This window comes from Rhodococcus sp. SMB37 (assembly GCF_004345605.1).
Classification (GTDB): domain Bacteria; phylum Actinomycetota; class Actinomycetes; order Mycobacteriales; family Mycobacteriaceae; genus Rhodococcus.
The window spans coordinates 124005-150743 of record NZ_SLVY01000017.1; the positions used below are offsets into that span (position 1 = coordinate 124005).

The following is a 26739-nucleotide window of genomic DNA, read 5'->3' on the forward strand; positions in this document are numbered from 1 at the left end:
CACCCAGCGTCACTGTCGCCGCCACAGGACGACCCCCAGGATCACCGTCGCTGTGAGCGCAATCGAGGCGGTCAGTGCATACATCCAGTGTGGGAAGAGCGTCGGCTCCGATGTGCCCGGTACCGCCGCGAGAGCAGCGAACAAGGCGACGACGGCGATCGCGCCACCGGCCGCGGACCATCCCCGCGCGAGCCGGGAATGATGCGCGCCGCGCAGTTCGGCGCTGCGCAACACTGCGCGCTCGATCACCTCGACCGCGCCCTCGAGCTCGGCATCGAGGTCGGCGATCTCGTCGGCGACCCTGCGGACCAGCAAGGACCTCAATTGTGTCGGCTGTGTCCACGAGTGGAACCGGTCGTTGTGGAGCGAGGCCTTACGCAACAGCGCCCGCTCCATCTTCCGGGCCTGCATGGCGGCGATGTCGTCGAGCGCCTCGACCAGGCGGTCGCCGGTGAGATCGTCGTGGTTGCGGAGGTGGTCGAGAACGCGCCAGAAGTCGGTCGAGCAGTGTGCGCGCATCGCTACCCACGGAAGCAATTCGAAGATCATCTCGCTTGTGCCGTGGCCGACGTAGTCGCTCCCCACCGGGGTTGCTTCGAGATCCAGCAGCACCGCGCCGCAGTCCTCCCGCACCGCGACCGCTGCACCGGGCTGCACGGGTCGTTCCACGAGCGGGACCCGATCCCAGTTCCACAGCACGCCCCACATCTGCGCTGTAGCTCTGGCCTGCGAGTCGGTACGGCGCCCGTCGACGAGTTCACGCACGCGGTCACCGCCGCTCGATACCACCTCCACTATCAAGGCCTCGACGATCTCCTGGTCGCCCACGCCGCGATGTCGATGCACGACGAGATCGCTCAGAGGGCTGTACGTGGTCGGGGCGGGCATCCGCCGGTTCAGGCCGGGGAACAGGTCGTTGAGGCATGCGGCGCTGGTCAACGAGAACGGCGCAAGGAATTCGTCGACCGCAGGACGAAAGCCGGCGCCGTCGCGGTCCTGCAGCGGGTCGGCGCGCCAGTCGATCAGCGGAGACTTGTCGTCACTCAGAGATTCCAAGGCGAGGACGAGGCCGTGCCCGGGGATCTCCCACAGCGACAGACACGTCGCGGGCGAGCCGACGAACGGATGTGCAGCACCGCTGCGCAATGCGCCCGTCGAAGAACCGAACGACAACGGCGCGCTCTCACGGTCGGTGATGTGCCGATACGCGAGCAGGCTGGCCGGGCGAACGCCGTGTTCGGTGCGCGGCAACGTGCCGATGCGAGCCGGAAGGAACGGCTCGAGTTCGTCCACCGCCGCAACCGGCGGTGGCGACACCGCCGCGGCCTCGATGTCGAGAGCCAGGAGAAACACCTTCAAAACACCGTGACAGCCCGTGACGGAACCGACGGCTGCTGCGCCGGCTCCGGATCGTACGAGAGCGCGGTCTTCCATCACACTCACCACTTCCGAACCCGCCGCGGGAATGCGGCGACCCTGACATCGGAGTATGGCACTTATTCACAGGAAAGCGAATCTGCCGATTTCAGGAGGTCAGGGCGATGCGTCCGAAGTTGTCCACCGTCGGTCCACTTGTTCTCCACAGGTTTGTCCACAGCTTGGGAGAACGTGTGACACCCGGGGCCAGTGCGTCCCGAGAGGTCAGTCTCCGAGCGACTTCTCCGTGGCGGCGAGAAGCACGCAGGTTGCGACACCGTCCATCGCTGTGGCGAGCTCGTCGAGCGACGGGAAGCTCGGAGCGAGGCGGATGTTCTTGTCGTCGGGATCGTTCTTGTGCGGGAAGGCCGATCCCGCGGCAGTCAGTGCGATCCCCGCATCCTTTGCGAGCGCGATGACCCGCTTGGCGGTGCCGTCGACGACATCGAGACTGATGAAGTAGCCGCCCTTCGGCTCCGTCCACGACGCGACCTTCGACGCGCCCAACCGGTCTTCGAGGATCTTGCGGACCAGCGCGAACTTCGGAGCGAGGATGTCGCGGTGCTTCGCCATATGTGCGCGCACGCCGTCGGCATCGCCGAAGAAGCGCAGGTGGCGCAACTGGTTGATCTTGTCTGGTCCGATCGTCTTGATCCCGAGCAGCTTCTGGTACCAGTCGAGGTTCGCGGTGGAGCTACCGAAGAAGCTCACACCCGATCCCGCGAACGTGATCTTGGACGTCGAGGCGAGAGCGAACACTCGATTCGCGTTCCCGGCCTCGGCGGCGAGACTCAGGATGTCGATCGCCGGGGCGACCTCGCCGAGAATCGGGTGCACCGCGTACGCGTTGTCCCAGAAGATCCGGAAGTCCGGAGCCGCGGTCGGCATCGACACCAGCGCGCGAGCGACGTCTTCGCTGTAGACCGCCCCGGTCGGGTTCGAGTACGTCGGAACCGTCCACATGCCCTTGATCTGCGGGTCGTTCGCGACAAGCTCGGCGATCGCCTGGACGTCGGGGCCGTCGTCGTTCAGGTGGACCGGGATCATCTCGATGCCGTACGACTCGGTGATCGCGAAATGACGGTCGTAGCCGGGTGCCGGGCACAGGAACTTCACGACCGGCTCCTGCGACCACGGACGCGGCGAATCGACTGTGCCGTGCAGCAGCGACCATGTGATGAGGTCGTGCATGATCTCGAGACTCGCGTTGTTCCCGGCGAGCAGGTTGTCGACGGGGATGGCGAGCAATTCGGCGAAGACCGCGCGCAGCTCGGGCAGGCCCTTCAGCCCGCCGTAGTTGCGGCAGTCGGTGCCTGAGGCATCCCGGTAATCGTCCGCACCCGGCAGCGACAGCAGCTCCGCGGAGAGGTCCAGCTGCTCGGGGGACGGCTTGCCACGGGTCAGATCCAGCGTCAGCTTCTCGGTCTTCAACCGCTCGTAATTCGCGGATTGGCGCTCGTGCTCTGCAACGAGTTCCTCATGGCTCATCAACCCGATCTGGGTCTGCGTGGGCATGCGGAGAGACCTTTCACCGTGCACGGTGACACGGGCATCGGCGGAAAATAAGGGGACCCCGCGCACCCGGCAGAGCCCGTTGACCCTTGCTGCCTTCCGGCCCTGGGGGAGTTCACAGGATGCGCGCCGCGCGGGATCCATCGGCAAGTCTAGAGGACTCTCCGCACGGGTGCGCACCACCCCCTCCAGGGGCCTCTCGATTCGTGTTTCGACCTGCCCGTTTGGGAAGTCCGCGGGTTGATTCGGTATGCTTCCCCACGGAGGATTCGCCTAGTGGCCTATGGCGCTCGCCTGGAACGCGGGTTGGGTTAACGCCCTCAGGGGTTCAAATCCCCTATCCTCCGCCAACGGAAATGCCCGTGACCAGCAAGAATTGCTGGTCACGGGCATTTTTCGTTCTAGGTCATTTCACAAGACTTCACGCAGAATCCGTGTCATCGTTTGTCTCAGATCACCGCACATTGGACACTGGAACAACCCCGGGTGGTGACTCGGGATACACCTGTGGATCGGCGGCGGCGCCGTCGGGATCGAAGGAGTTCGTCGAAGATCGTGCTCAGCGACCACAACGAAACGATCCGCTACCAGGCCGATTCATTGCAGGCGGCCCAATGGCGCGAGATGCTGGACAGGGAAATCGACGAGGTTTCGGCCGCGATCGAGAACGTCGAGAAGCGCGCGCTCGCCGAACACCGTGCCGGCGCCGTCGACCGCGCACGCCGGTTCGATGGCGACAGCGAGAAGCTACGGACCGAACTGACGGATCTACACCGGATGCGACGCAACCTCACCGACCGATTCGCCTGACCCGATATCACGCCGTCCGGCGGGTCTGCCGGATACCGACGAGCAGACCCACAACGCACGTCACCAACGCAGCTACGACACCCTTCAGTACGTCGGCGTCGGTGAACGAGCCACCGAGCAGTGCGCGTTCCGCGTCGACGATGTACGTCAACGGGTTGGCGAGTGCGACTGTCCGCATCCAGGCGGGTCCTGTATCGAGCGGGAGCATCATTCCGGACAGAATCAGTAGTGGGAAGATCAGGGTCTGCTGCACCGTCCAGAACAACCATTCGCGGTTCTGTGCCGCCAACGCGAGCGCACACGACAACGCACCGATCCCGATCCCGAAGACACCGAGAATCACCAGGCCGGCCAGCAGGTGCAGCGGATGCAGAACGAACCCGAACGGTACGCACACGATCGTGATGAGCAGACCCTGCACCACGAGCGGCGCGAACTCCTTGAGTGCTCGGCCGACCAGTAGCGACGAGCGGCTCAGCGGTGTCGCCAGAACCCGTTCGTACGACCCGGTCATGAGCTCGTACAGCAGATTCGAGCCGGTCATCGACGTGCCGAACAACGCGATCATCACGATGACGCCCGGAACGAACCACTGGAGTGTCTCTGCGGTCGATCCTCCGCCGAGCGTGCCGGCGAGCAGCGGCCCGAACAGCGCGAGGAACACCAGCGGTTGGAGCAGCGAGAAGATCAGACTGAACGGATCCCTGAGCAGCAGCAGGATCTCTCGGATGAATACCGCAGAGGTGTCGGCGACGAACTTCGCGATGCCCGTCCGTTCGGAATTCTGCATGTCCGTCGTGGTAGGCGCGACGGTGTTGTCGGTGCTCACGCCCATCACGCGACCTCCTCTCGCAGGCTGCGACCGGTGAGATTGAGGAACACGTCGTCGAGACTTGCCTGCGTGAGCGATGCCGACTGCACGGTCCACCCAGCGAGCCGCAGCGCCTCGAGCGCAATGGGTAATCGCTCGGCTCCATAGGTGGTGGCGATGGTGACCGTAGCGGTGTCGGCCCCGTCGGGCGCAGGCGTCACCTCGACTTCCCCGATGTCGGGCGGAAGGCACTTCCTGATCCGATCGGGTACTGCCGCAAGGGAATCCGGTCGGTCGATCGCCACGGATGCGGTGATGACGTCGTCCGCGTAGTCCCGCTCGAGATCGGCCGGGGGTGCGTCGGCGACGACGCGACCGTGGTCGATGACGACCACCCGTTCGGCCATCTTGTCGGCCTCTTCGAGGTAGTGCGTAGTGAGCACGATGGTCATTCCGGTGCGCTCACGAAGCGCCGAGATGTGTTCCCACAGGTTGGCTCGGCTGTGCGGGTCGAGACCGGTGGAGGGTTCGTCGAGGAAGAGAAGCGGCGGGTGGTTCATGAGCCCGAGCGCGACGTCGAGGCGCCGTTTCTGTCCACCGGACAGCGACGAGATGCCTCGCTTCTCGAGTCCGCCGAGCTCGAGAGCATCGATGAGATCCGCTGCGCGACGTCGATATTCGCGGCCCGGAAGTCCGTAGAATCTCCCCTGGTTGTGCAGCTCGTCGCGCACCTTGTAGGAATAGCCACCTCCGTTGCCCTGACCGATGTAGCCGATGCGCGAACGCACGAGCGATGGCTCGCGGACCACGTCGAAGCCGGCCACCTCGGCGGTGCCGGAGGTGGGAGTGAGCAGGCTGGTGAGCATTCGCATGGTGGTGGATTTCCCGGCGCCGTTCGGGCCGAGGAATGCGACCAGCTCCCCCTCTGCGACGTCGATATCGACGTTTTCGACGGCCCGGATCGTGTCACCTTTTCGATGGAAGGTCTTGGTCAGACCGCGTGCTCGGATCACAGGATCCCCTTTTCGTACGACGTACTGAAATGAGCGGGACCAGATTATCATACGATGTACGGGAATAGCGCCCACGGAAGGAATTCGCGTGACGATCGATAAGCAGGACGGCCCCTACGAGGTTGTACGCAACCCGGATGTCACGCGACGGCTCACCTTGCTCTGGGACCCGCCCGAACCGAAGACCCGCGGACGCAGAGCCACCCTGACACGCGAAGATGTCGTCGCCGCGGCTGTCGCTCTCGCCGACGAGGGCGGGCTCGATGCGCTTTCGATGCGGCGGGTCGCGTCGGCCCTGAACGTCGGCGCCATGTCTCTCTACACATACGTGCCCGGCCGCACCGAACTGATCGACCTCATGATCGACCGCGTCTACGCCGAGATGGATCTACCCGGGGCAGGCACGCAGTGGAGGCCGGCACTCGCGCAGTACGCCCGCGAGCACTGGACGCTCTATCAACGTCACCCGTGGATCCTGCAGACCAACATGTGGCGGGCACCCCTGGCTCCGCATGTCCTCGACGCACAGGAAGCCGGACTACGCACCCTCGTCGACGCCGGACCCACTGAACGTCAGGTGGTCGAAATCCTGGGAGTCGTCGACAATTTCGTACAGGGACAAGCCCGCACGGTGATCGCCGAGGACCGCGAGAAGGAGAGCACGGGCCTCGACAACGACGCGTACTGGACGTCGATGAGCAGCTTCTGGGTGGATTTCTTCGACGTCGAACGGTTCCCCACGATGACCCGCATCTGGAACGCGGGCGCGTTCGACGAACCGCAGGGCACGTTCGAATCGAGCCTCGAACGCCTGCTCGATTCGATCGAGCTCACCATCGAGCGGGCACGCGCCGGTTCCTGACGCCTACTCGCAGGCCACGCCGTCGCCGTCGCCGTCCATCTTCGGCCGGTACCCGGGCTCACCCACATACAACGGCGCAGCCCCCGCCGCGCGGGCGGCGGCACAGTTCTCGTAGTACACCGAACCTGGATCGGCCTCGACGACCGGAACGGGTTCCGCGGTGGGCTGGGGTTGGACCCGCTGGGGTGCTGCAGTGGTCGCGGCGGGTACCGGCTGCGGCGCTGGGAGAATCGTGGTCGTGGTCGGAACCCCCACGGACTCCGACTGCTGCGCGACAGGCGCCGACCCGCCGCACGAGGTGAGAACCCGCACCATCGCGTCATGTTCGGCCTGCGTCACCCACAGGTTGTAGGCGGCCTTCACCTGCACCTGGCGTGCCACATACGTGCAGCGGTAGGGGCGGTCGGGTGGCAGCCAGGTCGCGGCGTCACCGTCGCCCTTCTGCTGGTTGGTGGGTCCGTCGACCGCCTGGAGGTTCCTCGGATCGTTCGAGAAGTCGGCTCGGGCCTGCGCATCGAGTTGCTGCGCGCCCTTCTGCCACGCGTCCGACAGCGCGACGACATGATCGATCTGCACCGCCGTGGAGGTGTCCTGGCCCCGAGTGAACGCGATGGTCGTGCCGGTGTACGTGTCGTGCAAGGTGCCGGACAGGACGACGCAGTCGCGGGTCCCCTCCTTGTAGACGATATCGACGAGGTCCCGGGCCAGGATGTCGTTGCGGGTGTCGCAGCCGTTGTGGCCGCCCGCAACCGAGACGTCGTCACTCCATGCCTGGCCGAACAGGCCGCGGTCGTAGCCGGTCTTCGGTGCACGGCCCTTGATCGGCAGCGTCGAGAGTTGTGCGAGCGCGGCCCCCGCTTCCCCCGTGACCTCGATGTCCGCCGGGATCTCGGCGACGGGCGCGGCCGCAGGCGACGACGGCGCGACAGTCGCCGCTGTGGGAGTGGTCGTCCGCTCGACGCTCGAGGTTGCGGTGCTCGCTGCGCGGTCGATGTCCGGTGCGACGTCGGTGGCCGCCTCGGTGCAGCCGGCGACGAGCACCACCGCGGCGGCGATCCCCGCAACCCAGCGGGCGCGCGAACGAATGGGGACTGTGACGTGCAATGGGGACAACGGAGCACTCCTGTGCGCGCGAACAAACCACTGCCAGCGGTATCGCCGCACCATGCCCGTTTCGTTACATTCACTACCCAACCGCCCAGGTTGTCGGCGCACCTATCATTTGTCCGTGGTCGGATACAGCAGGAAACTCCATGCACTCGCGGTTGTACTGGCCTCACTTGCCGGATTCGTCGACGCCCTCGGCTTCATCACGCTCGGCGGAGTCTTCGTGTCTTTCATGAGCGGGAACTCCACCCGGCTGAGTGTCGGAATCGCCGAAGGAGCGTGGCAACACGTAGGCCTCGTTGGAGGTGTCATCGCGCTGTTCGTCGTCGGGGTGATACTCGGCGGGGTCGTCGCGGAACTCACCGATCACGACCGACGCACGAGGAAGAGCTCGGTGCTCGCCCTGGTCACCGGACTGCTTCTGATCGGCTCGATCGGTGTCCTCGCCGGATGGGTCCCGCTTGCCGTCATCGCAATGACGTTGGCCATGGGCGCCGAAAACTCCGTTTTCCGGCGCAACGGCGAGGTCAGTATCGCTTTGACCTACATGACCGGCGCGCTCGTCAAGATCGGTCAACGCATCGCCGCCGCGTTCTTCGGCGGCCCCCGATGGAGTTGGCTCCCCTATTTCGCCCTGTGGGCAGGACTGGTCGGCGGAGCGGTCCTCGGAGCACTCGCACACCGCGTGCTCGGTCTGCACGCACTGTGGATCGCCACCGCCGTGTCCGCCGCGCTCACCGTCGGCGTCCGCTATCTGCCCTACCGGCCGTGAGCCGGGCCGGTCAGACTCCCATCTTCGCCATCCTGTCGAGCCACGCCCGCGCATCGTCGGGGAGGTTTCCGCATTTCTCGGCATGCGCGCACCACCGCTTGGTGGCAGCGAGGAAGTTCATCGGGTTGTAGGCGTCCTCCTGGTAGGACCACAACCCGTCGCCGGCATAGTGAAGGATCGTGATGTTCGGGGCGTTGTGCTCGGTGCCGTCGCCCGGGTCCTCCATCGGGTTCTGCACTTCGCAGATCACCCAACCGCGTTCCTCGTCGATCACGTACCAGGACGGCGGAAACGACGTCATGCGGCTGCCGGGAAATGCCGACATCGTCCGCGTCACCCATTTCCTGATGGCTTCACGTCCGTTCATCGTCCCGTACGCGTGCTCGACGTAGCGGGCATCCTCCGTGAACTGATCGGCATAGCAATTCCAGTCGCGAGTCCGTGTCGCCCGCACGACTGCGTCCCGGTAGTTCTCGTACGCCTTCTCGAGCTCGTCCTTGCTCCACCCCATCGCACTGCCCTCCGCGTCGTCGTGCGTGTTCCGGCCACCCGCCGGTCGCGGTCGTGTGCACGTCGTCACCCGTGACATCAGGAGACCCACACGCTCCGCTACGGTTCTCCCATGCGCGCCCGCCCCTACGCAACCACCAGCCCCACCAGGCTCGCTGCGGCACTGCTCGAGGTCGCCGCACGCAGCGGTCTCGAATCGGCGAGCGTGCGAGAGGTCGCAAGCCAGGCGGGTGTGTCGATCGGCGCTGTCCAGCACCATTTTCCGACCAAGGACGAGATGCTCGCGTACTCGTTCCGGGCCCTCGCCGACCGGGTGCTCACGCGGCTGGCCACCGTCGACCCCGACATCGACCCCACCCGCACACTGTTCGCCGCACTGAGCCAGTTGCTGCCACTCGACGACCAACGCGGCAGCGAGGCGCATGTGATGGCCGCGTTTGCAGTGCGCGCCGCAACGTCGCCGTCGTTGAGTTCGATCCGCAGTTCTGTCCTCTTCACGATCCGCACGGGGCTCGCGATCGTCCTGATCCGCATGGGCACTCCCGATCCGGAGACGCGCGCCGCCCTGCTCGTCGCGGCCGTCAACGGCCTGGCGTTGGACGCGACGTCGAGCCCGGATCTGTACCCGCGTGAGTACCTCACCCATGCGCTGCACACCCAGATCCATCTGATGCTCGACACCCCGAACTGACACACGCCCTGCCCGATAGGGTGCACGAGTGTCACATTCGGCCGACAACGGCGCGGGCCGGTTCGCGCCCAGCCCGTCTGGCGACCTGCATCTCGGTAATCTCCGCACCGCAGTCCTGGCGTGGTTGTTCGCCCGATCCACGAACCGCCGATTCCTGGTGCGCGTCGAGGATCTCGATCGGGTACGTCCCGGTGCCGAACAGTCCCAGCTCGACGATCTCGCTGCGCTCGGTCTCGACTGGGACGGCAAGGTCGTCCACCAATCCCGTCGCCTGCGCCTGTACGACCAGGCGATCGCGCGTCTCGAGCGCGCCGGTCTGACGTACGAGTGCTACTGCACCAGGCGCGAGATACAACAGGCCACATCGGCTCCGCATGCCCCGGCAGGCGCATACCCGGGCACGTGCCGACACCTCACCGAAGCCGAACGCACAGCGAAACGCGACAACGGCCGCCCACCGGCGATCCGACTGCGATCGGGAGAGGCGAACTACACGATCCACGACGTCTTACACGGTGACTTCACCGGAATCGTCGACGACCTGGTGTTGCGCCGTGGGGACGGAAAACCCGCCTACAACCTTGCGGTGGTGGTCGACGACGCAGACCAAGGTATCGACCAGGTGGTGCGCGGCGATGATCTGCTGGCTTCCGCACCTCGCCAGGGGTATCTCGCTTCCTTGCTGGAGCTTCCGATACCCCGCTACGCGCATGTCCCCCTCGCGTTGAACGACGAAGGGAAACGCCTGGCCAAGCGGGACGGCGCCGTCACACTCGCCGACCGGATCGCGCTCGGGGAGACGCCCGCCGACGTGCTCACGACGATCGCGGTGTCGCTGAATCTGGCCGATCCCGGCGAACCGGTCACGTTGCCTCTGTTGCTCGACCGATGGGATCCGAAGCGCCTTCCGAGAGATCCCTGGGTGTACCGACTTCTGTAAATACAAGATCGGAAGGGATGCATCGGGGATGGAACCGCCGTAGCCTCACGGTGAAACCGAAAATTCGTGCTCCATCCCATCCTCGAGAGGATCCGATGACGACCGGCGGTTACGACCCGAACAAGGACCCGCAGAACCACGGCGGCGATCCCAATCCGGAATGGCCGGGAAATCCACCCGGCGGTGCCACCCCTCCTCCCGGCGGATATCCCCCACCCCCACAGGGCGGCGGTTTCCCGCCACCTCCGGGCGGAAATTACCCGCCCCCACCAGGAAGCTATCCCCCGCCGCCGCCCGGTGACCATCCTGGCGGAGCCTTCGGCGGCGGTTTCGGACCGGGACCCGCTCAGCTGAGTGTGGGTGACGCGATCTCCTACGGCTGGCGCAAGTTCAGTCAGAACCCCGGCGTGTGGATCATCGTGATGCTGGTGGCCTTCGTCATCCAGGCTGTGCTCAGCTGGATCTTCAACGGGGGCAGTTTCTCCTACTCGTTCGACGACGGTGCAAGTGCATTCGGCGTCTGGTCGATCATCGGCAACATCGTGACCGCCGTGGTCGGCTACATCATCCAGGCGGCGTTCGTGCGTGGCGCGCTGAGCGAGGTCGACGGCCGCAAGCCCGCCTTCGGAACCTTCCTGCAGGTGGGCGCGGTCGGCGCGGTGATCCTTGCCGGCCTGCTCGTCGGCATCGCGACCTCGATCGGTCTGGTCCTGTGCATCCTGCCCGGACTCGTCATCGCGTTCCTGACCTGGTGGACGATGCAGTTCGTCGTCGACCGCAACCAGGACGCGATCACGGCCATCAAGTCGAGCTACAAGGCGGTCACGTCGAACGCAGGGACCCTGATCCTGCTCGCGCTGGCGCTCGTCGGCATCAACATCGTCGGCGCGCTGTTGTGCGGCCTGGGTTTGCTCGTCAGTGTTCCGGTCTCGATCATCGCCTCGACCTACGCCTACCGAATCACCACCGGAGGCCCTGTCGCTCCCTGAGCCACCGCATCGTTGCGCCCCGTAGTAGCTGCGCCACCGTATAGCTGTCCGTCACCGGAACGTTGTACGGTGGCGCAACTGCATCTTGATCACAAAAGGGAGTTATATGACATCCGGTGGATACCCACCCCCGCAGCCCAACCCGCAGAATCCGGGCTCGTACCCGGGCGGCGCTCCGCAGTACGGCAATCAGCCGGGCTTCGGACAGCAGCCGGCGGATTACACCCAACAGTTCTCCGGACCGATCGACGGCTACCCGTCGGACGGCGGCGGCCAGTACGGAGCCCCTCAGTACGGAGCCCCTCAGTACGGCGCACCCCAGCAGGGCGGCGGTCAGTACGGCAGCCCCCAGGGCAACCAGTTCGGTGCACAGCAGCAGGGCGGTCCCCAGTACGGCGCTCCGCAATACGGACAGGCCCCCGGCGGCCAGCAGTTCGGCGGGGCGCCCGGCTACCCGTCGCCGACCCCCGGATTCGGTCCGTCGCAGCCGGGTGAGCTACTCCCGCGCCTCGGCGCCCGCATCATCGACGGGTTGATCGTCGGCATTCCGATGGGCATCCTCACCGCGATCGTCACCTTCGGCAGCGGCAGCGGGTTCATGTCCCTGCTCATGTCGATCCTGACGGGTCTCGTCGCCTTCGGGTACTGGACCTACCTCGAATCGTCGCAGGGCGCCACCTTCGGCAAGAAGCTGCTCGGACTGTCCGTGGTCGGCCCGGCCGGCGGACATCCGACGCTCGAAGAGGCAGCCAAGCGCAATGCGTTCGTCGCGCTCCAGGTACTGACCGGAATCCCGATCCTGGGATGGCTGGCAAGCCTCGCGTCGCTGGCCGCATACATCGGCATTGCCGTCACCATCGAGAAGGATGGCACCAAGCAGGGCTTCCACGACAAGTTCGCGGGTGGCACCCGAGTCGTCAAGTCCTGACACTCATCGCCAGCGCAGCGGGCTCCGTCCATCGAGGGCGGGGCCCGCTGTCGTTGTCGGCGGGTTCGCGATCGATCAGCCCGGATGCTTGGATGGCCAGGTGACAAACGCAGCCGACCGCACGAAATCCGTATCCGAGCAGGTGGCCTTCGCCCGAGTGGGGCACAGCTTCTACCCCGGGATCCTGGTGCTGTTCACCACGGTGCTGATCATCTCCAACATCACCGCGACGAAAGGCGTCGCGTTCCTCGGCGACTCCGAACTCGCGGTCGGACCGTTGCAGATCCTGCCGATCATCACCGACGGCGGGTTCTTCCTGTTCCCGCTGGCGTACATCCTCGGCGACGTGCTCAGCGAGGTGTACGGTTTCGCCGCGACCCGGCGCGCGGTGCTCTTCGGGTTCGGCGCAGTGGGGCTCTCTGCACTGTGTTTCTGGATCACGTGGTCACTGCCCGCGGCCGAGTTCTATGAGCACCAGGAGTCGTTCGAAGCCGTACTCGGAGTGGTGCCGCGCATGCTTCTCGCAGGCCTGGCCGGGTATGTGGTCGGCCAGTTGCTCAACTCGTACGTGCTCGTGTGGATCAAGAAGCGCACGAAGGAGAAGCACCTGTGGGCACGCCTGATCGGGTCGACGGTCGTCGGTGAGTTCGCCGACACGCTGATTTTCTGCGCGATCGCGGCCGGCGCGATCGGCATCTCGACGTGGTCGGATTTCGCTAACTACGTGGTGGTCGGGTTCCTGTGGAAGACACTCGTCGAGATCGTCGTCCTGCCCCTCACGTACCGCGTCATCGCGTACGTGAAGAAGCACGAGCCGAGTTACGGTGCCCGTTTGGAGGCATAGAACCGGCCCAGTGTCTCGGCCTTGTGCTCAGCGAACCGGCCGTCGTCGATGCTGCGGCGGATGTCGTCGACGAGGCGCACCGTGTACCGCTCGTTGTGGATCGTGCACAGCGTGGACGCGAGCATCTCCTTCGCCTTGAACAGGTGGTGGATGTACGCGCGTGTGTAGTTCGCGCACGTGTAGCAGTCACAGTTCTCGTCGATCGGCGTGAAATCTCGACGGAAACGGCTCGTGTTGATGTTGAAACGTCCGTCGGGGGTGTAGATCGCGGCATTGCGCGCGACCCGTGACGGGTTGACACAGTCGAACGTGTCGGCGCCGTGTTCGACTGCTACGAACATGTCGTCGGGCTCGCTGATCCCGAGCATGTGCCGCGGCTTGTGTTCCGGAAGTTCCTCGCTGCACCAGCGCACGATCGTGCCCAGGTTCTGCTTCTCGAGTGCCCCACCGATGCCGTAGCCGTCGAACCCGCGACCCGTCTCACCGTGAATCGATTCGAGACCACGACACGCCTGCCTGCGCAGGTCCTCGTACTGCGCGCCCTGCACTACACCGAACAACGCCTGGTACGGGCGGTGGGTGCGCTGCGCAGTGAGCTTCTCGTGCTCTGCGATGCAGCGCACCGCCCACGCCTGCGTGCGCCGCAGCGACTCCTCCTGATACCCGCGGGTGTTCATCAGGGTCGTCAGCTCGTCGAACGCAAACATGATGTCGGCACCCAGCTGATGCTGGATTCGCATCGACACCTCCGGGGTGAAGCGGTGCTTCGACCCGTCGAGGTGCGACTTGAACGTCACGCCGTCGTCGTCGACCTTCGCGAGCCGTTCCTTGCCCTTGGCGATGACGTCGTCGTTCTGGACGCCCACCGACTCCATGGCGATGACCTTCTTGAACCCCACACCGAGCGACATCACCTGGAATCCGCCGCTGTCGGTGAAGGTCGGACCGGGCCAGTTCATGAACTTGCCGAGCCCACCGGCCTCGTCGACGATGTCCGAGCCGGGCTGCAGATACAGGTGGTAGGCGTTCGCGAGTACCGCCTGTGCCCCCAGATCGGCCATCGACTCGGGCAGCACCGCCTTGACCGTCGCCTTCGTGCCGACCGCCACGAACGCCGGCGTGCGAATGTCGCCGTGCGGGGTGTGGATGGTGCCTGTGCGCCCCAACCCGTTGTCGAGACGGGTCCCGATGGTGAAGAACGGGTCGTTCGGGGTGGGCACGGTGGTGTCGGTAGCGCTGGGGTCGGTCACGTCGTCATCCAATCATGACGGCGGAGGACCGCGGCTGTCGTATGCCCACGGTTCAGGGCAGCCGCACCGCGACAGCAAAGATCGCCACACCCGCCAGCGCCAACACCACGCCGACGGCCGCGGGAGCCGTGTATCCGAAACCTGCCGCGATGACGACACCGCCGATCCACGCACCGAACGCGTTCGCGAGGTTGAACGCCGCGTGGTGGAGCGACGCCGCGAGTGTCTGCGCGTCCTCCGCGACATCCATCAACCGGACCTGCAGGCCCGGCCCCACCGCGGCGCAGCCCGCGCCGAGCAGGAACACCAGCAGTAGCGCCGTATACGGGTTGTGCACCGCGACGATGAACACCGCCAGCAGCACAGCGAGCGACGTCACCGTCGTGAAGATCCCCGGCACCAGAGTGCGGTCGGCGAGCCGACCGCCGACGAAGTTTCCGACGACCATGCCGATGCCGAACAGCATCAGCGCGACCGGGACCAGCGACTTCGACAGCCCTGCGACGTCGGTCAAGGTGGTGCTGATGTAGGTGTAGACCGCGAACACACCGCCGAAGCCGATGACCGCCACCGCGAGCGTCAGCCACACCTGCTTGCGCCTCAGAGCTCCGAGTTCGATCCGCACGCTGGTGGTGGGGATCGACAGGGACGGCACCCACGCGACGATCGCGGCGACCGTCACCACGCCGATCACTGCGACCAGGACGAATGCAGAACGCCAGCCCAGCGCCATTCCCAGCCACGATGCCGCCGGCACCCCGACGACGTTGGCCACCGACAACCCCATCATCACCAGCGACACCGCCCGAGCACGCTGACCCGGCCCCGCGAGATGCGCAGCCACGAGCGCCGCGACACCGAAGTACGCGCCATGTGGCAGCCCGGCGAGGAACCGGGACGCGATGAGAAGCTCGTAGTTCGGTGCCAGCACGGTCGCCGCGTTGCCGAGGGTGAATGCCACCATGAGTGCGATCAGCAACGTTTTGCGCGGCAGCTTCGCGCCGATCACTGCGATCAGCGGAGCACCGACGACGACACCGGCCGCATACGCCGACACCACGTGCCCGGCGGTGGGTTCGGAGATGCCGAGCCCGGAGGCGATGTCGGGCAGCAGACCCATCGCCACGAATTCGGTCGTTCCGATGCCGAACCCGCCGAGCGCGAGCGCCCACATCACCAGCGCCCGCCCCGGGTACGCGGTAGTCGCGCTGTCGGCCTCGACGGAGGTCGTGGGCGCAGGATCGAGTGGACGGTCGGAAGCCGTGGTGGTCATGCAGGTGGAACCTTCGATTGAGCGAGTGACAGAAAACGGCCCGTCCGCGGATCGGGCAAGCTTCCATTGTCCTGCGCCGGCGCCCCGACGACGATTCGAGACGGCGTGAGTTACGCCATGCGGTGCACCATCGATCCGGGCACTACCAATCCGCGCCGGCTCGCTCCGAAGCGAGCAGCCGGAGCGTGCCGTCGTCGATCCGATACCGGCTCATCGTCGACAGCGACGGCGCGTACACGTGGACGCTGACGGCGGGGGCGTCCGACTCGTTCGTCACCTCGTGAATGTGGTGGGCACCGAAACCACGCACCTCACCGGATCGAATTTCGTTCCGCGACAACGACACCTGAGATCCTGGCAGGATCGCGTCGACCGGCGCGTGCACGGTGGTCTCGGTGAGTACGCCCTGCGCCACCGCGAGGGCACCCGCGCTGCCGCCATGATCGTGGATCTCGGTGCACTGACCGGGGAGCCATGTGAGCAACCACACCTCGAGGTTGTCGACGACGGTCAGCCGGGTGTACCAGCGCTCCTGCGCGTCGAATCGAACGACCGGTAGCCATCGGTCGGGATCGCGTGCGATCTGCAGCGCGAGGGAGGTGAGATCGAGGTCGGCACGGATGGGCAGGTCTGGCTGAGTGAGCATTGCGAACTTCCCGAAATCGGGGCACAGATGTGCCCGGGCGGAGCAGAGGGGAGGAGAGGGCGATTTCAGTGACAACAGTGCAGACGCGCGTCGTCGGCACGGGCCGAGGCCGTGCGGAGACCGCGATGCTGCGCAGTGGTCGGAATTCTCACGACGACCATGTCACCCGCTCCGGAACCGCAGGTCAAGAGTTCGGATCAATGCAATTCGAAAAGAATCGTGCCGGGTTGCCTGTGCGCAATCGCACGCCGGCAGAACCACCGAGCGCGAGAGGTACAGCGTAGGGACGATCAGACCCGAGCAACACCCGGTCCTCGCCCAGACTGGCCATCACAGTTGCGACGATCTCCCTCCCGTACGACGATGTCTCCACGTACACACCCGGCGCGGGCACACCCGCGGGCCCGCCGCGGACGGCCATCCGATCGGCGTGCAGCGGGGCCAGGCCCGCGAGCATGGCGAAAAGCACCCGTACCCTCGGGAATCGGCGGGCACCGAACTCGTGCCATCCGAACCACGCGGTGTGCATCTGGCCGACGTAGGACACCATCGCCGGCCACCACGCCGGCGCACCGGGCGCCGCAGCCGGACCCGGGTGGACGAACAGCGGTGCACCCGCGCGTTCGAGTTCCTCCAGCAACGGCGCACACCGGTCGAGCCCCGCCGGATCGGCCAGCGCGGTGGCCGGTATCTGCAGGCCGACGCACCCGGCCTCGAGCACGTCGCGCAACATCCGGGGGTCGGGCTCGTCGATATTCGCGGCGGCCCACACCCCGAACGGTGCCGGTAGCGCCAGCGCACCTTCGTGGTAGGCGTCGAGGAGCGGCCCGGACTCGTCCGCAGGCAGTGTCTCGATTCCGAGTGCGCTCGACATCGACACCAAGGCGAGGTCGATTCCGTCTCGGACGGCAAGGGCAGCCCTCGCGGGGACCGAATGGTCGGCGGGATCGACCTGATACGGAGGCTCGCCGGACAGATGCAATGTCCAGCCGTCGAGACAGGGCGGGTTGCTGCGGTCGCGGAGAGCGTCGACGAACGACGAGGGCCACAGGTGCTGGTGTACGTCGACGCGCGGTCGTCGCTTCATGTGGTCCAGCGTTGCCTCCCCACTGTCTCGAGTCAACACTGTCCCGAGTCAACCGTTCAGGTCAGGACGGGCGCCTCCACTCGCGCCGACCTCCGAGCCTCGACTCGCCGGGCCACGATCTTGCCGATCTCGTCGACCCACAGCACCGTGGATCCGACCGCAACTGCGAGCGCCCATTGTTGCGACGTCAGTGAGGTGGTGTCGAAGAATCCCTGCAGCACACTCATCTGCACCGCGCAGACCTGCAGCACGATGACCGCGACGATCGCAATCCAGATCGTGTGATTGGTCAACGTCCTCATCGAGAACACCGAACCGAGGTCCGATCGCACGTTGAAAAGATTGAACACCTGGTAGAAGACGAACGTCGTGAACGCGAGGGTGGTCGCGAACAATGGATCGGAGGCACTGTCGGGGAACAACTTCGGACCGTAGTACAGGACTGCGATCGTTCCTACCGTCATCAGCACACCGAGCCCGAGGATCCGCTGCACACGATCCCGGGTTAGCAGCGCCTCCTTCACCGGTCGCGGTGGCCGCTTCATGGCATCCGGGTCGGTGGGGTCGACTCCGAGCGCGAGCGCGGGTGGTCCGTCCATGATGATGTTCACCCACAGGATCTGCAGGGCGGTGAACGGTGCCCCGCCTGCCAGCCCGAGCACACCGGCGGTGAGGAAGATCAGCACGAACCCCCATGCGGTGGTGAGCTGGAACTTCACGAACTTGACGATGTTGTCGTAGATCCCGCGGCCCTCCGACACCGCCGCGACGATGGTCGCGAAGTTGTCGTCGGTGAGGATCATGTTCGCAGCGCCCTTGGAGACGTCGGTGCCGGTGATGCCCATGGCGACCCCGATGTCGGACTGTTCGAGTGCGGGTGCGTCGTTGACACCGTCGCCGGTCATCGCGACGATCTGACCGTCGGACTGCAGCGCCTTGACGAACCGTATCTTGTGTTCGGGTGCTACTCGGGCGAGGACTCCGAATTGTGCTGCTTGCTCCCGAAATTCGTCTTCACCGAGGGAATCGAGGTCGGCGCCGGCCGCGGCCTTGCCGTGGATGCCCAGTTCGTCCGCGATCGCCGACGCAGTGACCAGGTGGTCCCCCGTGATCATGTGCACTGCGATACCCGCGCCGTGCGCCACCTCGATGGCATCCTTCGCTTCGGGGCGTGGAGGGTCGACGATGCCGACGATCGCGTACACGATCAGGTCGGATACCTTGTCCTGCAGTGCATCCGCATCTCCACGGGGCACCGCGTCGAGTGCGCGGCCGGCGATCATGAGGGTACGCAGCCCCTCGGACGCAAGGTCGTCGACGGCCCGGCGGATCCGAGTGCGCGCAGCGTCGTCGATCCGGATCGGGCCGTCCTCACCGAGAGTGGTCGACGCACGGTCCAGCAGCACGCCCGGGGCACCCTTCGCGAAGCACCGGTAGCCGCCGCCCGGGAGGGCGTGGAACGTCGCCATGTACTTGTAGTCCGAGTCGAACGGCACCTCCTCGATCCGGGCCAGAGCAGCACGGCTGCCCTCGACGTCGATGCCGCCCTTCTCTGCCAGCACCACGAGCGCGCCCTCGGTGGGGTCGCCCACGAGGGTGCCATCGCGCACGGTCGCGTCGTTGCACATGGCCATGCCCAGTAGCGCGTCGGTGAGATCGGGTGCGGGCATGCCGTCGCCGACGAGGATCTTGCCGTCGGTTCCGTAACCGGTGCCGGTGACGCGGAAGTTGCGCCCGTGCACCAGCAGCCGCCGCACCGTCATCTCGTTGAGGGTCAGCGTCCCGGTCTTGTCGGTCGCGATGTGAGTGGTGCTTCCGAGAGTTTCGACGGCCGCGAGTTGTTTGACGATCGCGCCGCGCGCCGCGAGCCGCGACGCACCCATCGCAAGGGTGAATGCGACGACCGCGGTGAGCCCTTCGGGGATGGTCGCGACCGCGAGCGACACGGCGGTGACGAGGAGTTCGGACCACGCCTGTCCGCGCAGCAGTCCGAGGACGAACACGAGCGCGACCGTGATGATCGCAATGATGGTGAGGGTCTGTGCGAGCTGGCCGATGCGACGCTGCAGCGGGGTCTGTTCCACACCGGCTGCACCGAGGAGCGCGGCGATCGCACCCATCTCGGTGCGCATTCCGGTGTCGGTGACGATCATCGAGGCGCGTCCGCGGGTCACCTCGGTGTTCATGAACAACATGTCGTGGCGGTCGCCGAGTGGAGCGTGCGGATCGTCGACAGGATCGACGGTCTTGTCGACGGGCTGCGATTCGCCGGTGAGTGCAGCCTCGGCCACCTGGAGTCGCACGGCGGCGACGAGGCGGCCGTCGGCGGGCACCGAGTCGCCGGCCTCGAGCTGGACGACGTCGCCGGGGACGAGATCGGCGCGGGGCAGTTCGACACCGCGACCGTCGCGCAGGACCCGCGTGGTCGACACCGACATCTGTTTCAGTGCCTGCAGGCTGTTCTCGGCTCGGGCTTCCTGCACGTAGTTGAGGACGGTGTTGAGGACGATGACCGCGAAGATGACGACGGGGGTTTCCCACTCCCGCGACACGGTCGCGCTGACGACGGCCGCGACGACGAGAACGAGCGTCATCTTGTCGGCGAGCAACGACAGCATCTTCCGCCATGCGGGGATGCTCTTCGCCTCGTCGAGGACGTTGGGTCCGTACTCCGAGCGGCGGCGCTCCACCTCACCTGCGGTCAGGCCCCGATCCGGGGCGACGTCGAAGGCGTCGGCGACGTCGTCTGCGGGGCGGGTGTGCCACCCCGGCAGGATCTCGACTGGCATCGATACTCCGATCCACGTGCGCGGGTGGGTCGTTCTCACCGTAACGGCAGGTGGTACTCCTGCGCCGGGCGTACGTTCGTGATGTGCTGGAGGGGAAGCACCGAAGTTCGAGGAGGAGCACCGATGAGCGAGTTCCCGAAATCCGATCGGCCCGTCGTTCGCCTGTCCGAGGAACAGGCCTGGGAGCGGCTCGCGTCCGCGAAGGTGGGACGCCTCGTCACCGTCGTGGGTGATCGCCCCGAGATCTATCCCGTCAACTATGTGGTGACGGACGGCAAGGTTTACTTCCGCACCGGAGAGGGCAGCAAACTGTCCGAACTGGCCGTCCATCCGAACGTCGCGTTCCAAGTCGATCACATCCACGAGGACACCGCGTGGAGCATCGTCGTACACGGCACCGCGCATGTGCTGCGGAGCTTCGACGATGCCGCGAAGATCGACGCGCTGGGCCTGGCCCCGTGGGTTCCGACACCGAAGTTCGACTACGTCGAGATCCGGGCAACGGAAATCACCGGACTGCAGTACAACCTCGTCAAGAACTGACACGACGGTGGTCTCGGCGCAGTCGCATCGGCTGCTCATGCGGTTCATGTGGTTGTCGGTCGCGGCGGCGCTGGCGACGATGGCCCTGAAATCGCTCGCTGCGTGGTTGACGGGATCGGTCGGTCTGCTCTCCGATGCCCTGGAGTCCGGCGTCAATCTGGTGGCGGCGATCGTGGGTCTGCTCGCGTTGCGTCTGGCGGCGAAACCGGCCGACTTCAACCACGATTTCGGCCACGGCAAGGCCGAATACCTGTCGGCCGCCGTCGAGGGCACGATGATCTTCGCCGCTGCGACCGCAATCTTGTGGACGTCGGTCGACCGACTGCTGTCACCGCAGCCGGTCGAGGAGGCCGGTCTCGGTCTCGCGCTGTCGGCCGGGTCGTCCATGATCAACCTCGCGGTCGGGATGATGCTGATCCGCGAGGGCAGGAAACACCGGTCGATCACCCTGGTGGCCGACGGCAAACACCTGCTCACCGACGTGTGGACGTCGGCCGGGGTGCTGGCGGGTGTCGCACTGGTCGCGATATCCGGGTGGGACGTGCTCGATCCGATCGTGGCGATCGTGGTGGCGCTGAACATCCTGCGTATCGGGTACGGACTGGTGAAACAGTCCGTCGTGGGCATGCTCGATGCCGTGCTCCCCACCGAGGATGTCGCCGTGGTGAACTCGGTGCTCGACCGGTACCGCGCATCGGAGCCGGTGGAGTTCCTACCGCCGCGCACGCGTCAGTCCGGACGTCAGCGTTTCGTGTATCTGACGGTGCGGGCACCGGGCGACTGGTCGGTGCGCGCGGGACACGATCTGCTCGACCGGCTCGAAGCCGATCTTCGGGACGCGTTGCCAGGGGTGACGGTGTTCACCCACCTCGAGCCCCTCGGCTACCAGAAGCGCGGCACTGCACCGAGCGCGTAACGCGGCCGTCAGGAGGACACCACGAGTCCGGCGCCGAGGCCGAGCATCAGGACCGCGACGCCACCGTCGAGAATCCGCCAGGATCCGGGCTCGGCGAACCAGTTGCGCAGATAACGCGCGCCGTATCCGAGGGCGACGAACCACACGGCGCTCGCAGCGATGGCACCCGCACCGAACCACCAGCGACCCGGATTTCCGTAGTGGTTGTCGACGGATCCGAGCATGAGCACGGTGTCGAGATAGGTGTGCGGATTGACCCAGGTCAACGCCAGACAGGTCAGTAGCGCTGCGCCGATGGTGACGGCGCCGCCGGGCGCCGCGGACAACGCCGACGGGCGCAGTGCACCTCCGAGGAGCTCGGATCGATGCGATATCACGCGATGGCCAGTGTCGACTTCGCCGAGCGATGGTTTCCCGACGGCATGTCCGCGGAGGAACTGCAGAAGGCACCGATGCTGACCTTCGACCGCAAGGACGATATGCAGGATCGATTCCTGCGCAACGAACCCGTCGCCGGATCACGGCACCCCGCAACTACGTTCCTGGGGCACTCGAATTCGTCGATGCCGCACGCCTCGGACTCGGCTGGGGCATGCTTCCTGATCCGATGCTCACCGACAGCACCGATCTCGTGAGTCTCGCCCCCTGCCACCCGCTCGACGTCCCGCTGTACTGGCAGCGCTGGAGACTGGACTCCCCGTGCTCGACGCCCTCACCGCGGCGGTCCGTCGCACGGCGCGGGAAGTGTTACGTCAGCCGTAGGATTCGAATACACACGATTCCGGGGAGGCGAACGACGTGGCGAACCAGCCCGACGAACATGATCTGCGATTGAGCGACGACGAACGGCTGCACGCCTTGAACGTCATCAGTGAGCACTTCGCGGCAGGGCGGCTGGATACCGACGAGTTCTACGAGCGTTCCGGCGAGATCGCGGCTGCCCGCGCGCTCGACCCCCTCCGTAATGCATTTCGCGGACTCCCGGGAGGCGCACCGTTGGAAGTGGTCGACAACCGGATCCGGAAGGTATCGACCGAGATCGCCGAAACCACGCCCGTCGGCGCTTCGTCACGCAGCGCCGAGACAGAACTGTCGTCACTGCTCCGGCGAGGAAATCTGGTCGAATCCCTCGACTGGGTGATCATCGGCATCACCCTCGTGACGTTCCTCGTGCTGAACAATGTGTTCGATTGGGACCACGCCTGGCTGGTCTGGCCCAGCCTGATCGTGACCCTGGGTCTGCCGCGATTGATCTTCAACTACAGCGACTCCGACGAGGAGCTCTACGAAGAGTTGAAGGAATCCGAGAACGAAGAGCGAAAGAAGCGATTGAAGCAGGCTGCGGACCGGATCAAGCAGCTCGAGAGCAACGACCGCGACACCTGATGGTCAGTCGACGAGTGCCTTGAACTGCGCCTCGTAGAGCCGCGAGTACGCGCCGCCCCTCTGGAGCAGCTCCTCGTGGGCCCCCTGCTCGACGATCCGCCCGTCCTCCATCACCACGATCCGATCGGCGTCACGGATCGTCGACAACCGGTGCGCGATCACGAAACTGGTGCGGTCGTCGCGCAACCGTGCGGTGGCCTGCTGCACGAGGAGTTCGGTGCGGGTGTCGACCGAGCTCGTGGCCTCGTCGAGGATCAGGATCGACGGCTTCGACACGAATGCGCGGGCGATCGTGATGAGCTGCCGCTCACCGGCGCTGAGGCTTCCGGTCTCCTCGTCGACGATGGTGTCGTAACCGTCGGGCAGGGCCCGCACGAACCGGTCGACGTAGCTCATCCGCGCGGCCGACATGATCTGGTTCTCGGTCGCGTAGGGGTTACCGTATGCGATGTTCTCGCGGATCGTGCCGCCGAACAGCCAGGTGTCCTGCAGCACGATGCCGATACGGGATCGCAGTTCCTCCCGCAGCATTCCGGTGACATCGACACCGTCGACGAGGATCCGGCCCGAATCCACCTCGTAGAAACGCAGGATCAGATTCACGAGAGTGGTCTTGCCGGCCCCGGTGGGTCCGACGATCGCGATCATCTGGCCGGGTTCGGCGCGCAACGTCAAGTTCTCGATGAGCGGACGTTCCGGGGTGTACGAGAACGACACATCCTCGAACTCGACGAGGCCGTGCCTGCTCCACGGCATCGTGGGGGCCGCGGGTTCAGGATCCTGCTCCTCTTCGTCGAGGACCGCGAACACGCGGGTGGCGGATGCCGCGGCCGACTGCAGCAGATTGATCATCGCGCCGATCTGCGCGAGCGGCTGCGACAGCTGCCGCGAATACTGGATCATCGCCTGGATCTCGCCGAGCGTCGAGGTGCCCGACGCCACACGCAGACCACCGATCACCGCCACGACGACGTATCCGATGTTGCTGAGGAACGTCACGAGCGGCATCACCAGACCCGACACGAACTGCGCCCGGTACGCGGCCTGGAACAGCGAATCGTTGGTCTCGGTGAACCGACGCTCGATCTCCGCGGTCCGGCCGTATGCGGTGATGAGCTCGTGCCCGGTGAACGACTCCTCGATCTGCCCGTTGAGCGTGCCCGTCGCATCCCATTGCGCCGCGAAATGCTTCCGCGCACGCCTCGCCACGAGGAACGTCACCACGGCCGCGGCAGGGACGAGCAGCAGCGCGATCACGGCGAGCAGCGGGGAGATCCAGAACATCATCACCACGAGCCCGAGCAGCGTGAACACCGCCAGCACCAGCTGGCTGATGGACTCCTGCATACCCGTCGACACGTTGTCGATGTCGTTGGTGACACGGCTGAGCAGATCACCGCGCGAATGTGTGTCGAAATAGCGCAACGGCAGGCGGTGGATCTTCCGTTCGACGCTCGCGCGCATGTCCCGCACGGTGCGCTGCACGATCTCGTTGAGTCCGTACGCGGCAACCCAGATCAGCGCGGACGACAACAGATAGAGAGCGAGAACGATGACGAGGGTCCGCCCCAGGCTCGTGAAATCGATGCCCGCTCCGGGGATCACGTTCATTCCGGCGACCATGTCGGCGAACTGATCGCGGCCCTCCGCGCGTAGCTGCGCGATCGCGGCGTCCTTCGACAGCCCGGCCGGGAGCTGCATCCCGACCACACCGTTGAAGATGATGTCGGTGCCCCGGCCGAGTACGAGCGGTGCGATCGACGAGCTCACGACACCGAGCAACGCCGCGATCATCACCGAGTACACGACGTACCGATGCGGGTGCAACAGACCGAGAATGCGAATGATCACGCGCAGCCGCGACTGCGGGACGGCCTGTTGTTCGGCCGCGGCGGGCGTCGTCATACAGCGGCCATTCTCTGCGATTCGACGATCTCGGCGTACGTCGGGGAACGGCCGAGAAGCCCGAGATGGGTTCCGGACGCGACCATGGCGCCTCCGTCGAGGACGACGATGCGATCCGCGTCCTGCACGGTCGAGACGCGCTGAGCGACGATGAAGACGCACGCGTTGCGCGTTTCCGGTTCCAGCGCCGCGCGCAGGCGGGCGTCGGTCGCCGGGTCGAGCGCCGAGAACGCATCGTCGAAAAGGTAGATGGACGGCTTACGGACCAGCGCGCGGGCGATCGCGAGTCGCTGTCGCTGTCCGCCCGAAACGGTGGTGCCGCCCTGCGACAGCACCGATTCGAGCCTGTCCGGCATGGCATGGACGAAGTCGGCGGCCTGGGACACCTCGAGTGCGTGCCACAGTTCGTCGTCGCTCGCGTCGGCGCGGCCGTAGCGAAGATTGTCGGCGATCGTGCCCGAGAACAGATATGCCTTCTGCGGGACGACGGAGATCCGCGACCGCAGCACCTCCGGGTCGAGGCGCCTGACGTCGACACCTGCCACCAGCACCTGCCCGTCGGTGACGTCGATGAGTCGCGGGATCAATCGCATCAATGTGCTCTTGCCCGACCCGGTACCGCCGATGATCGCGGTGGTGGTGCCGGGCTCCGCGCGGAAGCTGATGTCGCGCAGCACGGGCGCGTCGGCGCCCGGGTAGGAGAATCCGGCACCCCGCAGTTCGACATCGATGTGGGTGCCGAGTTCGCGCACCGGTTCGGCCGGCGCTGCGACGGTCGGTTCGGTGTCGAGGACCTCGAGGATGCGCCCGGCGCACACGCTTGCGCGCGGCATCATCATCGCGATGAACGACGACATGAGGACCGCCATGAGGATCTGCGCGACGTAGGTGATCATCGCGGTGATGGAGCCGACCTGCATGGCGCCGGAGTCGATCCGGGCACCGCCGACCCACACCACGGCGACGGTGCTGACGTTCGCGATGAGCAGCACTGCGGGATACAGCACGGAGTTGACGCGGCCGACGCGCAGCGCCGTCGCGGTCAGATCGTCGTTGGCGCGGTCGAAGCGGGCCTTCTCGGTGTCGTCGCGGACGAAGGCCCGCACGACACGGATCCCGCTGACCTGTTCTCGCAGCACCCGATTGACCCCGTCGAGTCGTATCTGCATGACCCGGAAGCCCGGCAACATCAGTGCGATGAGCACGACCATCGTCAGGATCAGTGCCGGTACTGCAACCGCGAGCACCAGGGAAGCGCCGACGTCTTCGCGTAACGCCATGATGATGCCGCCGACACCCATGATCGGCGACATCACCACGATGGTGCAGGTCATCAGGACCAGCATTTGAACCTGCTGCACGTCGTTGGTGTTGCGGGTGATCAGCGACGGTGCCCCGAAGGTCCCGAATTCGCGGGCGGAGAACCCGCCGACCCGTTGCACGAGCGCCAGCCGGACGTCTCGTCCGAACGACATGGCGGCTCGCGCAGCGAAGTACACGGCACCCATGGAGCAGGCGACCTCGACCGCGCTGATCCCCAGCATGAGGAGCCCGGTACGCAGGATGTAGTCGATGTCACCGACCGCCACCCCCTGATCGATCAGGTCGGCGTTCAGGCTCGGCAACAGCAGCATGCCCGTGGTGGCCGCGAGCTGCAGCACGACCACAGCTATGAGCGAACCCTTGTAGCGCACGAGAAAGCGCCGTAACAGCCGAACCAACATGGGCAATACGCTACC

25 protein-coding genes, 1 tRNA gene, 1 other RNA gene and 1 pseudogene are annotated in these 26739 nt (G+C 65.8%); 13 read left to right on the plus strand and 15 right to left on the minus strand.

The features are described from left to right. Positions 1–9: 9 nt before the first annotated feature. The 3 genes from EV641_RS23525 to ffs form a co-directional block, all read right to left on the minus strand. A complete protein-coding gene (locus EV641_RS23525) occupies positions 10–1353 on the minus strand; it encodes a hypothetical protein (RefSeq protein WP_241997417.1) in 1344 nt (447 codons plus the stop codon). A 288-nt stretch (positions 1354–1641) separates the two neighbouring features. Further along, positions 1642–2931, minus strand: a complete 1290-nt coding sequence (locus EV641_RS23530; protein WP_132474989.1) for an aminotransferase class I/II-fold pyridoxal phosphate-dependent enzyme — start codon at positions 2929–2931, stop codon at positions 1642–1644. 47 nt (positions 2932–2978) lie between these two features. Continuing rightward, positions 2979–3073: signal recognition particle sRNA small type (gene ffs, locus EV641_RS23535), an RNA gene on the minus strand. Positions 3074–3190: 117 nt separating this feature from the next. Here ffs and EV641_RS23540 point away from each other — a divergent pair. Both EV641_RS23540 and EV641_RS23545 read left to right on the plus strand, forming a co-directional pair. After that, positions 3191–3278: transfer RNA gene (locus EV641_RS23540), tRNA-Ser, on the plus strand. Between the two features lie 205 nt (positions 3279–3483). After that, the gene (locus EV641_RS23545) at positions 3484–3738 is read left to right on the plus strand and encodes a hypothetical protein (RefSeq protein WP_241997418.1); all 255 of its coding nucleotides are present in this window, start codon (positions 3484–3486) and stop codon (positions 3736–3738) included. 7 nt (positions 3739–3745) lie between these two features. Here EV641_RS23545 and EV641_RS23550 read toward each other — a convergent pair whose 3' ends face one another. After that, positions 3746–4528: an ABC transporter permease gene (locus EV641_RS23550; RefSeq protein WP_132475062.1), complete on the minus strand. Its 783-nt coding sequence runs from the start codon at positions 4526–4528 to the stop codon at positions 3746–3748. Positions 4529–4572: 44 nt separating this feature from the next. Beyond that, positions 4573–5562: an ATP-binding cassette domain-containing protein gene (locus EV641_RS23555; protein ID WP_132474993.1), complete on the minus strand. Its 990-nt coding sequence runs from the start codon at positions 5560–5562 to the stop codon at positions 4573–4575. 88 nt (positions 5563–5650) lie between these two features. On the opposite strand from EV641_RS23555, the gene EV641_RS23560 reads away from it, so the two are divergent. Then, positions 5651–6424: a TetR/AcrR family transcriptional regulator C-terminal domain-containing protein gene (locus EV641_RS23560; protein ID WP_132474995.1), complete on the plus strand. Its 774-nt coding sequence runs from the start codon at positions 5651–5653 to the stop codon at positions 6422–6424. Between the two features lie 3 nt (positions 6425–6427). Here EV641_RS23560 and EV641_RS23565 read toward each other — a convergent pair whose 3' ends face one another. Further along, positions 6428–7537, minus strand: a complete 1110-nt coding sequence (locus tag EV641_RS23565) for a DUF1524 domain-containing protein (protein WP_241997419.1) — start codon at positions 7535–7537, stop codon at positions 6428–6430. Between the two features lie 115 nt (positions 7538–7652). Here EV641_RS23565 and EV641_RS23570 point away from each other — a divergent pair, with 115 nt between their 5' ends. Beyond that, positions 7653–8303: a YoaK family protein gene (locus EV641_RS23570; RefSeq protein ID WP_132474999.1), complete on the plus strand. Its 651-nt coding sequence runs from the start codon at positions 7653–7655 to the stop codon at positions 8301–8303. A 10-nt stretch (positions 8304–8313) separates the two neighbouring features. Here the strand turns inward: EV641_RS23570 and EV641_RS23575 are convergent, their stop codons facing one another. Continuing rightward, on the minus strand, positions 8314–8814 hold the full coding sequence (locus EV641_RS23575; RefSeq protein ID WP_132475001.1) for a nuclear transport factor 2 family protein: 501 nt from the start codon (positions 8812–8814) through the stop codon (positions 8314–8316). A gap of 111 nt (positions 8815–8925) precedes the next feature. Between EV641_RS23575 and EV641_RS23580 the strand changes: the two genes are divergently transcribed. The 5 genes from EV641_RS23580 to EV641_RS23595 all read left to right on the plus strand — a co-directional run bounded on the left by EV641_RS23580 (position 8926) and on the right by EV641_RS23595 (position 13205). Next, positions 8926–9504, plus strand: a complete 579-nt coding sequence (locus tag EV641_RS23580) for a TetR/AcrR family transcriptional regulator (RefSeq protein WP_054715719.1) — start codon at positions 8926–8928, stop codon at positions 9502–9504. 28 nt (positions 9505–9532) lie between these two features. Beyond that, positions 9533–10444 (plus strand): tRNA glutamyl-Q(34) synthetase GluQRS, encoded by a 912-nt coding sequence (gene gluQRS, locus EV641_RS23585; protein ID WP_054715716.1) that lies wholly within the window; start codon positions 9533–9535, stop codon positions 10442–10444. A 95-nt stretch (positions 10445–10539) separates the two neighbouring features. Beyond that, positions 10540–11433, plus strand: a complete 894-nt coding sequence (locus EV641_RS29330) for a hypothetical protein (RefSeq protein ID WP_158289209.1) — start codon at positions 10540–10542, stop codon at positions 11431–11433. A gap of 106 nt (positions 11434–11539) precedes the next feature. Then, positions 11540–12361 carry an RDD family protein gene (locus EV641_RS23590; protein ID WP_132475004.1) on the plus strand — a complete coding sequence of 274 codons (822 nt, stop codon included), beginning with the start codon at positions 11540–11542 and terminating at the stop codon, positions 12359–12361. Between the two features lie 142 nt (positions 12362–12503). Continuing rightward, a complete protein-coding gene (locus tag EV641_RS23595) occupies positions 12504–13205 on the plus strand; it encodes a queuosine precursor transporter (RefSeq protein ID WP_132475064.1) in 702 nt (233 codons plus the stop codon). On the opposite strand, the gene tgt is transcribed toward EV641_RS23595, so the two are convergent. The 5 genes from tgt to EV641_RS23620 form a co-directional block, all read right to left on the minus strand. Next, positions 13181–14455, minus strand: a complete 1275-nt coding sequence (tgt, locus tag EV641_RS23600; protein ID WP_132475006.1) for a tRNA guanosine(34) transglycosylase Tgt — start codon at positions 14453–14455, stop codon at positions 13181–13183. The two genes, EV641_RS23595 and tgt, sit on opposite strands and share 25 nt — an antisense overlap. A 52-nt stretch (positions 14456–14507) precedes the next feature. Then, positions 14508–15629: an MFS transporter gene (locus EV641_RS23605; RefSeq protein WP_241997427.1), complete on the minus strand. Its 1122-nt coding sequence runs from the start codon at positions 15627–15629 to the stop codon at positions 14508–14510. A 241-nt stretch (positions 15630–15870) separates the two neighbouring features. Next, on the minus strand, positions 15871–16374 hold the full coding sequence (locus EV641_RS23610) for a cysteine dioxygenase family protein (RefSeq protein WP_054715721.1): 504 nt from the start codon (positions 16372–16374) through the stop codon (positions 15871–15873). 184 nt (positions 16375–16558) lie between these two features. Next, positions 16559–17461, minus strand: coding sequence for an amidohydrolase family protein (locus EV641_RS23615; RefSeq protein ID WP_132475011.1), 903 nt, complete (start codon positions 17459–17461; stop codon positions 16559–16561). Between the two features lie 56 nt (positions 17462–17517). After that, positions 17518–20250: a calcium-translocating P-type ATPase, PMCA-type gene (locus EV641_RS23620; RefSeq protein ID WP_132475014.1), complete on the minus strand. Its 2733-nt coding sequence runs from the start codon at positions 20248–20250 to the stop codon at positions 17518–17520. A gap of 123 nt (positions 20251–20373) precedes the next feature. Here EV641_RS23620 and EV641_RS23625 point away from each other — a divergent pair, with 123 nt between their 5' ends. Then, positions 20374–20793: a pyridoxamine 5'-phosphate oxidase family protein gene (locus EV641_RS23625; protein WP_054715430.1), complete on the plus strand. Its 420-nt coding sequence runs from the start codon at positions 20374–20376 to the stop codon at positions 20791–20793. A gap of 37 nt (positions 20794–20830) precedes the next feature. Further along, positions 20831–21709 (plus strand): cation diffusion facilitator family transporter, encoded by an 879-nt coding sequence (locus EV641_RS23630; protein WP_054715433.1) that lies wholly within the window; start codon positions 20831–20833, stop codon positions 21707–21709. Positions 21710–21717: 8 nt separating this feature from the next. Here EV641_RS23630 and EV641_RS23635 read toward each other — a convergent pair. Further along, positions 21718–22053, minus strand: a pseudogene (locus tag EV641_RS23635) (LysE family transporter); the annotation flags it as partial. A gap of 36 nt (positions 22054–22089) precedes the next feature. Here EV641_RS23635 and EV641_RS29945 point away from each other — a divergent pair. Then, positions 22090–22344, plus strand: coding sequence for a hypothetical protein (locus tag EV641_RS29945; protein ID WP_241997420.1), 255 nt, complete (start codon positions 22090–22092; stop codon positions 22342–22344). A gap of 163 nt (positions 22345–22507) precedes the next feature. Then, positions 22508–23095 carry a DUF1707 domain-containing protein gene (locus tag EV641_RS23645; RefSeq protein ID WP_054715427.1) on the plus strand — a complete coding sequence of 196 codons (588 nt, stop codon included), beginning with the start codon at positions 22508–22510 and terminating at the stop codon, positions 23093–23095. Positions 23096–23098: 3 nt separating this feature from the next. Here EV641_RS23645 and EV641_RS23650 read toward each other — a convergent pair whose 3' ends face one another. Continuing rightward, complete coding sequence (locus EV641_RS23650; protein ID WP_054715424.1) at positions 23099–25000, minus strand: ABC transporter ATP-binding protein; 1902 nt, start codon at positions 24998–25000, stop codon at positions 23099–23101. Continuing rightward, a complete protein-coding gene (locus EV641_RS23655) occupies positions 24997–26724 on the minus strand; it encodes an ABC transporter ATP-binding protein (protein WP_132475016.1) in 1728 nt (575 codons plus the stop codon). Before EV641_RS23655 ends, EV641_RS23650 begins: the two co-directional genes overlap by 4 nt. Between the last annotated feature and the right edge of the window lie 15 nt (positions 26725–26739).

Excerpts from the sequence above, each read along its gene's own strand:
- EV641_RS23650 (WP_054715424.1), bottom strand. The coding sequence starts at position 25,000 with ATGACGACGCCCGCCGCGGCCGAACAACAGGCCGTCCCGCAGTCGCGG.
- EV641_RS23610 (WP_054715721.1), bottom strand. The coding sequence starts at position 16,374 with ATGCTCACTCAGCCAGACCTGCCCATCCGTGCCGACCTCGATCTCACC.
- EV641_RS29945 (WP_241997420.1), top strand. The coding sequence starts at position 22,090 with ATGGCCAGTGTCGACTTCGCCGAGCGATGGTTTCCCGACGGCATGTCC.
- EV641_RS23590 (WP_132475004.1), top strand. The coding sequence starts at position 11,540 with ATGACATCCGGTGGATACCCACCCCCGCAGCCCAACCCGCAGAATCCG.
- EV641_RS23655 (WP_132475016.1), bottom strand. The coding sequence starts at position 26,724 with ATGTTGGTTCGGCTGTTACGGCGCTTTCTCGTGCGCTACAAGGGTTCG.
- EV641_RS23630 (WP_054715433.1), top strand. The coding sequence starts at position 20,831 with ATGCGGTTCATGTGGTTGTCGGTCGCGGCGGCGCTGGCGACGATGGCC.
- EV641_RS23625 (WP_054715430.1), top strand. The coding sequence starts at position 20,374 with ATGAGCGAGTTCCCGAAATCCGATCGGCCCGTCGTTCGCCTGTCCGAG.
- EV641_RS23530 (WP_132474989.1), bottom strand. The coding sequence starts at position 2,931 with ATGCCCACGCAGACCCAGATCGGGTTGATGAGCCATGAGGAACTCGTT.
- EV641_RS23580 (WP_054715719.1), top strand. The coding sequence starts at position 8,926 with ATGCGCGCCCGCCCCTACGCAACCACCAGCCCCACCAGGCTCGCTGCG.
- EV641_RS23615 (WP_132475011.1), bottom strand. The coding sequence starts at position 17,461 with ATGAAGCGACGACCGCGCGTCGACGTACACCAGCACCTGTGGCCCTCG.
- EV641_RS23575 (WP_132475001.1), bottom strand. The coding sequence starts at position 8,814 with ATGGGGTGGAGCAAGGACGAGCTCGAGAAGGCGTACGAGAACTACCGG.
- EV641_RS29330 (WP_158289209.1), top strand. The coding sequence starts at position 10,540 with ATGACGACCGGCGGTTACGACCCGAACAAGGACCCGCAGAACCACGGC.
- EV641_RS23605 (WP_241997427.1), bottom strand. The coding sequence starts at position 15,629 with ATGTGGGCGCTCGCGCTCGGCGGGTTCGGCATCGGAACGACCGAATTC.
- EV641_RS23620 (WP_132475014.1), bottom strand. The coding sequence starts at position 20,250 with ATGCCAGTCGAGATCCTGCCGGGGTGGCACACCCGCCCCGCAGACGAC.
- EV641_RS23550 (WP_132475062.1), bottom strand. The coding sequence starts at position 4,528 with ATGCAGAATTCCGAACGGACGGGCATCGCGAAGTTCGTCGCCGACACC.